9 protein-coding genes and 1 tRNA gene are annotated in these 11,634 nt (G+C 66.7%); all 10 read right to left on the reverse strand.

Going from position 1 to position 11,634, the window contains the following annotated elements; genetic code table 11:
* Positions 1 to 48: 48 nt before the first annotated feature.
* Positions 49 to 123 (reverse strand) — tRNA-Asn (locus FYJ68_RS03250).
* 182 nt (positions 124 to 305) lie between these two features.
* A complete protein-coding gene (gene rpoD / locus FYJ68_RS03255; protein ID WP_326832196.1) occupies positions 306 to 1,697 on the reverse strand; it encodes an RNA polymerase sigma factor RpoD in 1,392 nt (463 codons plus the stop codon).
* 50 nt (positions 1,698 to 1,747) lie between these two features.
* Complete coding sequence (gene dnaG, locus FYJ68_RS03260) at positions 1,748 to 3,616, reverse strand: DNA primase (RefSeq protein WP_326832197.1); 1,869 nt, start codon at positions 3,614 to 3,616, stop codon at positions 1,748 to 1,750.
* Positions 3,613 to 4,680 (reverse strand): riboflavin biosynthesis protein RibF, encoded by a 1,068-nt coding sequence (gene ribF / locus FYJ68_RS03265; RefSeq protein WP_195837699.1) that lies wholly within the window; start codon positions 4,678 to 4,680, stop codon positions 3,613 to 3,615. The genes dnaG and ribF overlap by 4 nt, the downstream gene beginning before the upstream one ends.
* The gene (gene truB, locus FYJ68_RS03270; protein ID WP_326832198.1) at positions 4,677 to 5,606 is read right to left on the reverse strand and encodes a tRNA pseudouridine(55) synthase TruB; all 930 of its coding nucleotides are present in this window, start codon (positions 5,604 to 5,606) and stop codon (positions 4,677 to 4,679) included. Before truB ends, ribF begins: the two co-directional genes overlap by 4 nt.
* Positions 5,603 to 6,631, reverse strand: coding sequence for a DHH family phosphoesterase (locus tag FYJ68_RS03275; protein WP_154433943.1), 1,029 nt, complete (start codon positions 6,629 to 6,631; stop codon positions 5,603 to 5,605). The genes truB and FYJ68_RS03275 overlap by 4 nt, the downstream gene beginning before the upstream one ends.
* A 4-nt stretch (positions 6,632 to 6,635) precedes the next feature.
* On the reverse strand, positions 6,636 to 7,058 hold the full coding sequence (gene rbfA / locus FYJ68_RS03280; RefSeq protein ID WP_154433945.1) for a 30S ribosome-binding factor RbfA: 423 nt from the start codon (positions 7,056 to 7,058) through the stop codon (positions 6,636 to 6,638).
* A 6-nt stretch (positions 7,059 to 7,064) separates the two neighbouring features.
* Entirely contained in the window at positions 7,065 to 9,746 is a 2,682-nt protein-coding gene (infB, locus tag FYJ68_RS03285) for a translation initiation factor IF-2 (protein ID WP_154433947.1), read from the reverse strand.
* Between the two features lie 54 nt (positions 9,747 to 9,800).
* On the reverse strand, positions 9,801 to 11,060 hold the full coding sequence (nusA, locus tag FYJ68_RS03290; protein ID WP_154433949.1) for a transcription termination factor NusA: 1,260 nt from the start codon (positions 11,058 to 11,060) through the stop codon (positions 9,801 to 9,803).
* Between the two features lie 30 nt (positions 11,061 to 11,090).
* On the reverse strand, positions 11,091 to 11,567 hold the full coding sequence (locus tag FYJ68_RS03295) for a ribosome maturation factor RimP (protein WP_326832199.1): 477 nt from the start codon (positions 11,565 to 11,567) through the stop codon (positions 11,091 to 11,093).
* Positions 11,568 to 11,634: the final 67 nt, after the last annotated feature.

Below are 11,634 nucleotides of genomic sequence, written 5' to 3' on the forward strand. Positions count from 1 at the left end.
TAAGAAAGCAGGTCGGACAGCTGTAAGCCATCCGACCTGCGAACTCTCTGGCTCCCCGGGCAGGGTTCGAACCTGCGACACGCTGATTAACAGTCAGCTGCGCTACCACTGCGCCACCGGGGAATCTGGTGTGCTGCGCACGAGCAATTACTATAGCAGACGCAAATCTGGGTGCAAGCGACTTTCCATTATTTTTTCTACCGCACCCAATTTGATTTGCAAGCCCATGCCAACTGCTACGCAAGGAGCCCATGCACACCTCCATATAGTGTGCATGGGCTCCCAGTCTGAGCAGGATAAACCCGCTATTCCTCCATGTAATCTTTAAGCTTCCCTGAGCGGGAGGGATGGCGGAGCTTTGCGAGGGTCTTGCTCTCGATCTGGCGGATGCGCTCGCGCGTGACGCCAAACTCGCGCCCGACCTCCTCGAGTGTGCGGGGATGCCCGTCCTCAAGGCCAAAGCGGAACTTGATGACCTTGCGCTCGCGGTCGGCCAGGCTGTCCAGCACCTGCTCGAGCTGCTCGCGCAGCATGGAGTCGCTCGCGGCGTCGGGGGGCGCCACGGCGCTAGAGTCCTCGATGAAGTCCCCCAGCTGGGAGTCCTCCTCCTCGCCGATGGGCGTCTCCAGGCTCACCGGCTCCTGACTGATCTTCTGGATCTCTCGCACTCGGTCGGCGGAGATGCCCATCTCCGCGCCAATCTCCTCCGGGGTCGGGTCGCGCCCGAGGTCCTGCAGCAGCTGGCGCTGAACGCGCACAAGCTTGTTGATGGTCTCGACCATGTGGACCGGAATGCGGATGGTCCTGGCCTGGTCGGCGATGGCCCTGGTGATGGCCTGCCTGATCCACCACGTGGCATAGGTGGAGAACTTGAAGCCCTTGGTGTAGTCGAACTTCTCGACGGCACGAATCAGGCCGAGGTTACCCTCCTGGATCAGGTCCAGGAAGAGCATGCCGCGACCCACGTAGCGCTTTGCGATCGAGACGGTCAGGCGCAGGTTGGCGCTGATCAACGCCTGCTTTGCATCCAGGCCCACCTGCTCGATCCTCATGAGGCGCCTCTGCTCGGCACGCGTCAGCTCGATCTCGCCGTTCTCGGCTGCCTCGAGCTTCTGCGTGGCCTCGGTCCCCGCCTCAATCTTCATGGCGAGGTTGACCTCCTCGGAGGCCGTCAGCAGGTCGACCTTGCCAATCTCCTTGAGGTACATGCGGACCGGGTCGCCGGTGAGCATCACGGTGGAGTTGTCGGTCCTGCGGGCGCGAGCGCGCGAAGAGCGCTTGCGGGCCTTGCTCTTGGGGACGCTCCTCAGAACCTCGTTGGCGACGCGGGCCTCCTTCTTGGCCTCGCTTACCTCGCTGTCCTCGTCGTCCAGGTCGTCATCCTCGTCCTCGTCGTCATCATCGTCGAAGTCGTCGACGGTATCGAACTCCTCGTCGTCATCACCCGAGGAGACCGAGATTCCCGGGGCAACCTGAGAGACGCCGTCGCCGGACGAGACGATCTCGACTCCCTTGGCGCGGATGGCGTCATAGAGGTCGGACAGCTCGTTGTCGTCGACGTCTATCTCGGCTATGGCCAGCTGGATGTCGTCCTCCGTGAGGGAGTGCGAGTCGGAGGCCTGCTTCACCAGCGCCTTCACAGCCCCCTGCAGGTCGTCAGAGAGCCCAGATGCCTTGGTCGCCTTGTTGTTTGCCACGGATTTCCTTTCCACGTATAAACCTTCGTGATGATACCCATTTTCCTGGGCTATGCAACAGTCGAGACCCTTTGTGACAGTTCGTTGATGCGCTTCTGCACCTCGGTCGCGCTCCTGAAGAGCTCCGCGGCCTCCTCGTCGCCCGGCGAGGCGGACGTGGCCCTGAGCCTTGCCTTTATCTCCCGGACCTCCCTCCTCCTCGACCACAGCTCGATCACGTCGAGGAGGAACGCAACTTCCTCGTCCACCCCCATCCCCGAGGTGACCTCGAGCCGGGCGCCCGCGAGCAGCTGCGGGGCTTCCGGGACCACCGACTCGGCCGCAGCCACAACGTCCGCCGGGGTCGCATCCTCGGGCGTTGCGAGCATGGCCCACGCCATCGCCTCGTTGCGCGAGTCCGCCCAGGTGAACGAGGCAATCCTGTCACCCTGCGCCCGCACCGCGTTGACGTTGGAGGCCATCACGGCCAGAAGCTCGCGCTCCGCGATCACCTGCATGCGCTCGTCCTTTGAGAGGGCGGAGAGGCTCATTCCGGCGCGCGAGGGGTCCCGGGGCGAGAGGGGAGTCCCTCTCCCCTGCGTCGGGGCTGCCTTGGCCCTCGTTGGTGCTCTCTCCCCCTCCGCCTCAGGCGCGGGCTCGGGCTTCTGGCGTATGACGCGCTTGACCTCCTCGACGCTGGTGCCAAGGAGGTCGGCGAGCGTGGTTGCGTAGCCATCCAGAAGGATGGAGTCCCGTAGTGGGACGAGGAGCGTGGCCATCTGGTCGAGAGCGGCGACCCTGCGGCCGGGTACCGAAAGGTCGATGCCGGAGAGGCGCTTTGAGAACACGAAGTCCATGAGGGGGACAGCCTTTGCGAGCTGCTCGCGCAGTGAGTCCGCGCCGTTGGCGGCGAGGAACTCGGCGGGGTCCTGCCCCCCGGGGAGCACGACGCAAAGCAACTGGACGCTGGTCTTGCCCACGTACTGCACCGCTCGCTCCGCCGCACGCTGACCGGCGGCGTCGCCATCGAACATGCAGACGATGCGGTCCTTGGCAAAGCGCTCGATGAGCCTGACGTGGTCGAGCGTGAGCGCCGTTCCCAGCGCGGCGACGGCGTTGGTGAAGCCCGCCTCGTGCATTGAGATGACGTCCGTGTACCCCTCGCACACGATCGCCGTGCCCGTGGCGACCATGGAGTCCTTGGCACGGTCAAACGCGAAGAGGTGCTTGCCCTTGTGGAACACGGGCGTGTCCTTGGTGTTGAGGTACTTGGGCTTGGAGTCGCCCATCACGCGGCCGCCAAACGCGATGCAGCGGCCCTGCTCGTCGTGGATGGGGAACATAACTCGGTCGAAGAAGCGGTCCCTGAGCCCGGCCCGCCCCTCCAGGGCGAGGTCGGCCGAGACGATCTCGTCGCGCGAGAAGCCCGCCTCGCGCAGATGGGAGACCAGGAGGCCATGGCCGGGGGCGTACCCCAGCCTCCAGCGACGGCACACGTCTGAGCCGAAGCCACGACCCGAGAGGTACCTGCGCCCCTCTTCCGCGCCCTCGCCACGCCCCCTGAGGAGGAGCGTGGAGTAGAACGACTCAGCCTCGGTGAGGCACTCGACGAGGCGGGACCTCTTGGGGCCGCGACGGGCCGCTCCGCGCTCCTCGGAGAGCTCGATGCCCTCCTTGTCAGCGAGGTACCTGATGGCATCCGGAAAGTCGAGGTTCTCCCTCTTCATGATGTAATTGAAGACGTCGCCGCCCTGGTGGCAGCCAAAGCAATACCAGAATCCGGTGGATGGGATTACGTGGAACGAGGGGGACTTCTCGTGATGGAAGGGGCAGCACCCCCAGAAGTCGCGGCCGCGCTGCCTGAGCTCGACCGTCTCGCCCACGATCTGGACGATGTCGCTTGCCTGCCGGACGCGCTCCTTGTCCTCGTCCGTGATCACTCGCCCACCTCCACGCCATGCTGACCTACCTGCGTACGTACCCAGTCGACGTTCGACAGAACCGCACGCTCGAGCTCCTCGGTGGAGGGGAAGGGCCTCGACGCCCTGAGCCAGCGGGCGAAGACCACGGACACCTCCCTCCCGTAGAGGTCGCCCGAGAACCCGAGGAGGTTGGCCTCGAGGAACGACTGTCGGGGGCCCGAGAACGTCGGTGGCGCCCCCACGTTGATCGCTGAGGGGTATGCCGTCCTGTCCGCCACGACGTACCCCGCGTAGACGCCGTCCGACGGCAGGCACGTGACGGAGGGAACCTGGACGTTAGCGGTGGGGAAGCCAAAGGACGTCCCCTCTCCCCTGCCGTGCGCCACGGTGCCACGGACGAAGTGCGGGCGGGCGAGAAGCGCGTTGGCACGCTCCAGCTGCCCGTCTCGAAGGAGTGCGCGGATTTGCGTCGCCGAGACCGTCTTGCCGTCCTCCTGCAGCAACTCCTCGCCGTGGACGGCGATTCCCTCCCGCTTCCCCAGCTCGCGCAGCGAGTCGAGGTCGCCACGGCCGCCGTCACCAAAGCGGAAGTTGGTGCCCACCCGCACGGAGCGGGGGCGGACCAGCCGTGGGAGCATCCGCCGCAGGAACGCCTCCTGGCTGGTGTGCTCCAGCTCCTCGCCAAAGTCCAGCACCAGGACGGCGTCTGCACCAAGGAGGAGGAGCCCCCGCGCCCTGTCGCGAACCTCGAGCAGGCGGGAGAGGGGCGTCTCCCCCTCAAGGAGGTCAGACGGGTCGGGCGAGAAGGTCACGGCCACGCAGGGGAGCGAGAGCTCGCGGGCGTCCGCAACCGCATGCGCAAGGAGCCGGCGATGTCCCCTGTGGAGGCCGTCGAAGGCCCCGATGCAGACGCATGCATCCGAGCCCGGCGCAAGGTGGACAGCCGCCCGAGTGACAAGCGTCGCGCCGTCAAGCCGGACGGCGCTCACCTCAAGGCCACCGAGGAGAAGCGAGTCCCTGCACAGCGCGCGGGAGTCCTCCTCGGTGAGCGGCAGGGTCCTTCCCAAGATCGCCTCGCTCACGACCTCACCCCATCGATGCCGCTGGGGAAGTTCGCGACGCAGGCGAGCCAAGGCCCACGACGCTCCCACACCCCGAGGAGCCGCCCGTCGCGGACGAGACAGCACCTCTCCCCCTCCTCAAGCTGGAGTGGCCGAGGGGAGATGCGACGGCCGCACCTGGCGTCATCGGCCTCCCGCGCGGAGAGCGTCCGTGCCGGCAGGCCGAGCGCATGCACGGGGTCGAGGCGGCGGGATGCAAGGACGTCGGTGCCGCGCTCCTCCAGTTCGTCGAGCGGGATGCAGTCTGCAAGCGTGACCGCACCGGACGAGGTCCTGCGGAGTCCCCTCAGGTGCGCGGCGCTTGAGGCCTCACGCCCGAGGTCACGGGCGAGGCTCCTGATGTAGGTGCCCTTTGAGACGCGGAAGGCGCAGTCCCAGGCAACGGGCTCCCCAGGTTCAATCGAGAGCAGCGTGGACTCGATGATCCTGACGTGGCGCGGCTTGAGCTCGACCTCCTCGCCCGAGCGAGCGAGGTCGTAGGCCCTCCTGCCGTTGACGCTGATGGCGGAGTAGGCAGGCGGGAGCTGGTCGCACTCCCCCGCGGCGGACGAGACGAACGCGGAGACCCGATCGCCGTCCCCCGCCCATGCCGGAACGGGGGCGGTCCTGGTGACCGTTCCCTCGGCATCGTCCGTGTCCGTCTCGGAGCCAAGCTCGATGGAGGCGACATAGGACTTCTCGTCCATGGTGAGAAGCCCGAGGGTGCGCGTGCCCTGGCCAACGCCAACGACCAGGACTCCGGTCGCTGCGGGGTCGAGCGTGCCGGCGTGCCCAACGCGACGTTCCCCCAAGGCGCGCCGCACCCGTGACACCACGTCGTGGCTGCTCATCCCAGCGGGCTTGTCGATGGCGAGGAGGCAGTTGATGCCACTCTCTCCCCGCCTCACCTGGCGTCGCTCCCCTCTCCGTCGCCCTCGACGAGGGCGACGAGCGGCGGGAGCGCCTTGCTCAGGACCTGGTCGATGTCACCCTCCATCGTGAAGCCGGCAGCAGCCTTGTGGCCACCCCCGCCGAGGGACCGCGCGATGCCCGAGATGTCCAGGCTCGTCTTGGAGCGGAGGTTGCCGCGAACCATGCCGTCGCCGACCTCCTTGAGGAAGAGCGCGACCTCGGAGCCGGCGACGCTTCGAACGACGTCGATGAGCCCGTCGCACTCGTCAAGGCTCGCACCAGTCCTCACCAGGTCGGCGGACGTCGCATAGCTGTAGGCGATCCTCCCCTTTGAGAAGGTCGTGATGCGCCCCATGACGGCGGACTCCAGGTGCAGGTACGAGAGGCTGAAGTTCTGGTACACGTTGAGCGCGGTCCGGCTTGGGACGGCCCCTGCGTCCACGAGCAGCCCCGCGACCGCAAAGGCCTCGGAGTCTGCGTTCTGGTACTGGAAGCGCCCGGTGTCCGTGCACACGGCGCAATAGAGGCACTCCGCAATGTCGGGCGTGATGGTGACGCCCAGGTGCAGGGCGAACTCCGTGACGATGACGCCGGCCGCCGCCGCGGAGGGCCTCACGAGGTTGACCTGACCGTAGGGGCTCTCGCACGGGTGGTGGTCGATGATGACCGTGGCACCCGCCCTCCTCATGACGTCCTCCGCGAGATTGAGCCTCGACGCGACGGAGAGGTCGACGCTCACAAAGAGGTCGGGGCTCTGCTCATAGTCGCCGGCGCACACGAAGTCGGACGCGCCGGGGAGGAAGGAGTAGATCCGGGGAACCGGCTCGCGGTCAGCAAGGAGGTTGGTGACCTCAATCTCTGGCCACCTAGCCCTGATGATCATCGCCAGGGCGAGCCCCGACCCGAGGGCGTCGCCATCGGGGCTCGTGTGAGCGCAGATGGCGACGCTCCGGCATCCGTCGATCGCCTGGGCGATCCTGTCGAACGCCGCCTCCTGCGAGGGGTTGCAAGCAAGGCCCATGTCGCTACTTCTCCCCCTCGCCCTGCTCGTCCTGGCCCTCCTCCCCGTCGATGACGGGGTAGCCAAACTCGTCCTTCTCCACGGAGAGGGTCGAGGGCACGTTCTGGAGGGCCTTTGCGATGCGCTCCGCCTCGTCGGCGGTCGTGTCGATCTGGAAGATGAGCTCGGGGGTCACGCGCCACCCCAGCGCATGGCCGAGGAGGCTGCGTATGCGCCCCTTTGCGCGCTCGAGGGCCTGCGAGACCTCGTCGTACCTGTCGCGGTCGCAGCTGACATAGGCACGCATGACCGACTTGTCGATCGATACCTCGACGCCGGTGAGGGTCACCAGGGAGAGCTCGGGGTCGCTGACCTCGAACAGGAGGATGCTCGCGAGCTTCTCCCTGGCAATCTCGTTCACGCGGCGAGAGTTGTGATTCTGCTTCATCTCGTCCTATTCGGTACGGGCGACCTGCTCGATGCGGTACGTCTCGATGATGTCGCCAACGTGGATGTCCTGGAAGTTGTCGAGGCCAATGCCGCACTCGAAGCCGGCCTTGACGCTCTTGACGTCGTCCTTGTAGCGGCGCAGCGAGGCGAGCTTGCCCTCGTACACCACGATGCCGTCGCGGACGAGACGGCAGAGGTCGTCGCGCGAGACCTCTCCCTCCTGCACCATGCAGCCCGCGGCGATGCCGACCTTGGGGACCTTGAAGGTGTTGCGCACCTCCACGGAAGCCGTCTGAACCTCCTGCTCGGTCGGCTTGAGCATGCCGATGCGGGCGGCGTCGATCTCCTCGATGGCCTTGTAGATGACGCTGTAGCAGCGGATCTCGACGCCCTGCTGCTCGGCCTGGGTGCGCGCCTTGGCGTCCGGGCGGACCCCAAAGCCGATGATGATGGCGTTGGAGGCGTCGGCGAGCGTGACGTCGGTCTCGTTGATGGCACCGACGGCGGAGTGGATCACGTTGATGCGCACCTCGCTCTGGTCCATCTTGTTGAGGGAGTCGACCAGCGCCTCGATGGAGCCCTGGACGTCTGCCTTGATGATGAGGTTGAGCTCCTTGACGTCGGCGTCTGCCATGGTGTCGAAGAGGTTCTCGAGGGTGACGTGCTTGACCTTGTTCTGCTCCTCAATGCGGGCCTTGAGGGCGCGCTCGTCGGCGAGGGCGCGCGCGTCGCGCTCGTCCTGGAACACGCGGAACTCGTCACCGGCCATGGGGACGCTCTGGAGTCCGAGGACCTCGACGGGGTCGGAGGGGCGGGCCTCCTTCACGTTTCTGCCACGCGGGTCCATCATGGCGCGGATCTTGCCGAACGCCATGCCCGCGACGATGGCGTCACCCACGTGGAGCGTGCCACGGCTCACCAGCAGCGTGGCAACGGAGCCGCGGCCGCGATCGAGCTTGGCCTCGAGCACGTGGCCCGACGCGAACGTGTCGGGGTTGGCCTTGAGCTCGAGGACGTCGGCCTCGAGCAGGACGGCCTCGAGCAGGTCCTCGATGCCCATGTGCTTCTTGGCCGAGATGTCGACGAACATGTTCTGCCCGCCCCACTCCTCGGGGATGATGCCGTGCTCGGTGAGCTCCTGACGGACCCTCGTAGGATCTGCGCCGGGCTTGTCGATCTTGTTGACCGCCACGATGATGGGCACGTTTGCCGCCTTGGCGTGGTTGATCGACTCGATGGTCTGGGGCATCACGCCGTCGTCGGCCGCGACGATCAGGATGACGATGTCAGTCACCTTGGCACCACGGGCACGCATGGCCGTGAAGGTCTCGTGGCCGGGGGTGTCGATGAAGGTGATGGTCCTCCCGTTGATCTGCACCTGCGAGGCGCCGATGGCCTGCGTGATGCCGCCGGCCTCGCCCTCCGCGACGCCGGTGTGGCGGATCGCGTCGAGCAGGGACGTCTTGCCGTGGTCGACGTGGCCCATGACCGTGACCACGGGCGGGCGGGGCTTGAGGTCCTTGGGGTCGTCGTAGAACGAGAAGGAGTTCTCCTCCTCTTTGGTCATGACCTTGACGTCACGCCCCAGGTCGTCCGCGACGAGCTCGATGAGGTCGTCGGACATGGACTCGGTGAGGGTGAGCGGGTTCCCCAGCAGGAAGAGCCTCTTGATGATGTCGTTGGCGGGAACGTTGAGGAGCTTGGCGAGGTCCGCGACCGTGGAGCCCTGCGGCACCTTGACGGTGTCGAGCTGCGAGAGGTCCTGGTCGTTCTCGATCGCCTCCTGGATGCGCTGCTCCTCGGCGGCCTCGGCCTGCTGCTTCTTGCGGCGCTCCTTGCGCTTGCGGCGCCTGCCGGTGTCCTGGTGCGCCTCCTCAACGGCCTCGCGGGCCTCCTCGAAGACGTGGGAGCGGTTGTACTCCTCCGCCTCGCGGGCCATGCGGCTGTAGCGGTCCTCGTCCTCATGGCCGTGACGGCCACCCTTCCGGCCCTTGCCGCGGCCCCTGCCCTCGGACTCGCCCTCGGGGACGGGGCCGGGAACAGCAGCGCCGACGCGCGGGGCGCTCGAACGCCTGCCGCCGCGGTGCGTCTCCTCGGACTCCCCGCCGCGCGACGGGCGGTCGGACCTGCGGCCGCGACCCTTTCCGTGGTCGCGGGCAGCGCGGTCCTCCTCCTTCTTCTTGGCGGCCTCGGCGGCCTGCTCCTCCAGCACCTTCTCCTGCTGGGCGATCTGGTCGAGCAGACTCGTGAACGAGGGGATGGACTTGGGGGCGGTATCCCTCACGCGGTTGCGCTCCTCCTCTTCCTTGCGCTTGCGCTCGGCCTCCTTGCGCTCCTCCTCGGCCTTTTTGCGGGCGGCCTCGGCGGCGGCGCGCTTGCGCTCCTCCTCGGCGCGCTCCTTCTCGCGGCGCTTCTCGGCCTCGATGCGCTCCCTCTCGGCCTTCTCGGCCTCCTTGCGCTCCTCCTCGGCCTTCGCCTCCGCTTCGGCCTTCTTCTGAGCCTCGATCTCGGCGGCACGAGCCTCGAGGATGGGCTTGAGCTTCTTGCGCACGATGGAGACGTACGCGTCCTCGAGGGTGGACGAGGGCGACTTGGCAGGGATCTTCATGTCCTGGAGGTGCCCGAGCATTTCCTTGCTGCTCATGCCATATTCCTTGGCTAGATCATGTACGCGGGTCTTTGCCATGTAACCAACCTTCCAAACTGTCTGACGGGGTGTGACGTGTTAGCTGACCTGCGACTAGATCAGGGAGTCGGGATCGTCTGAGACGGGCGTCTCGCCAAGCTCCTGGAGCTTCTCGTGGATGCCGCAGAAGCGGGAGCCGGGGCGCGCCATGTTGCGGCACTGGATCCCGGTGGGACCCACGTACTCGCAGCGATGGGAGCCCTCCTCCGCCTCCTCGAGGTCGGGGGCCTCATGATCCTCGGGGATGCCGCGCATGATCTCGCGCGCCAGGGACTCGTTCTTGATGTCGATGTGCATGCCGGTGAGACGCGCGGCGAGGCGGGCGTTCTGGCCCTCCTTCCCGATGGCGAGGGAAAGCTGGTCGTCGGGCACGATGACCGTGGCGTAGTTGTTCTCCTGGTCGACGAGGACCTTGGAGACGCGGGCGGGCGACAGCGCGTTGGCGACGCACCGGGCGGGGTCGTCGCTCCACAGCACCACGTCCACGCGCTCGCCGCGGAGCTCGGACACCACGGTGCGCACGCGGCTGCCCTTGGGGCCAACGCAGGCGCCCACGGGGTCGAGCCTGTCGTCCAGGCTCGAGACGGCGACCTTGGACCTCACGCCGGGCTCGCGCGCGATGGAGCGGACCTCGACCACGCCGTCGTAGACCTCGGGGACCTCAAGCTCGAAGAGTCTGCGGATGAGGTCGGGATGCGTGCGGGAGACCACGATCGACGGGCGCTGGCGCTCGCTCCTGATGGGGGGCTGGGTGCTGTTGGGGTCGCGGACGTCGATGATGATCGCGCGGATGCGCTGGTTGTGCGAGTAGCGCTCGCCCTGCGGGCGCTCGTTGCGCTCGTCGGGGTAGCGGCGCAAGTCGAAGTAGGGAAGCTCCGCCTCCACGCCCTCACGAATCTTGATGATCGCGAAGTCTGGAGTGGTCTGCAGGACGGTGCCCGTGATGATGTCGCCGATGCGCTGCGAGAACTCCTCGTAGATCTGCTGGCGCTCGGCGTTGCGCACGATGTCCATGATCTCGCTCTTGGCGTGCTGGGCGGCGATGCGCGACGCGTCCTTGGGGGTCACGTCCTCCTCGTCGAACTCGGTGTACTCGCCGGTCTCCTCGTCGAAGGAGTCGTCGCGCGGGATGAGCTTGTACACGTACACCTTGCCGGTGGCGCGGTCGATGGTGACGCGAGCGCCAAAGTCCAGGTGCAGGACCTCGCTGTAGCTCTTTGCGAGGGACTGCTCCAGGCGGTCGATGAGGTACAGCTCGTCGATGTGCTTCTCCTGGCAGAGGGCCATGAGTGCTTCCATCATTTCGGATGCCATGTCGTGTTTCCTTTCAGGGGCGCGATGCGCCTAGTCGAAGGTTGGCTTGATCTTGCAGGAGCGGACCTCGCCCAGGGGGACGGCGACACGCTCACCGTCCACCGTGAGGGTAACCACGTTGTCCTCGTCGATCCCTTCGAGGGTGCCGGTGTAGCGACGGCGCCCCTCGGTTGCGGTGGTCGAGAGGGTCACCGTGCTGCCAGCGAAGCGCCGGAAGTCACGCGGCCTCCGAAGTGGCCGCGAGAGCCCGGGCGACGACACCTCCAGGGTGTAAGAGCCCGAAATGGGGTCGAGGGAGTCGAGCGCCTCGCTCACCCACTGGGTCTGCTCGGACACCTCGTCGAGGGAAATGGGCGCAAGCCCCTCCTCCGCATGGTCGATCCGGACCCTCACCGTGGGCGCCTTCCTCGATCCCACAACCTCAACGTCGACGATGTCGATGCCATGGGTCGCGGCGACGCCCTCGAGGGTCTCGAGAATCTGTTTCTCTAGCTCGCTTGAGGCCACGCGCTGCTCCTTCCCTGACGTTCGCTCCTACATACAGAAAGGAAGCGGGGTGAGAAGTTCCACCCCA

The sequence above is a fragment of the Olsenella porci genome, assembly GCF_009695875.1.
GTDB classification, from domain to species: domain Bacteria; phylum Actinomycetota; class Coriobacteriia; order Coriobacteriales; family Atopobiaceae; genus Olsenella_H; species Olsenella_H porci.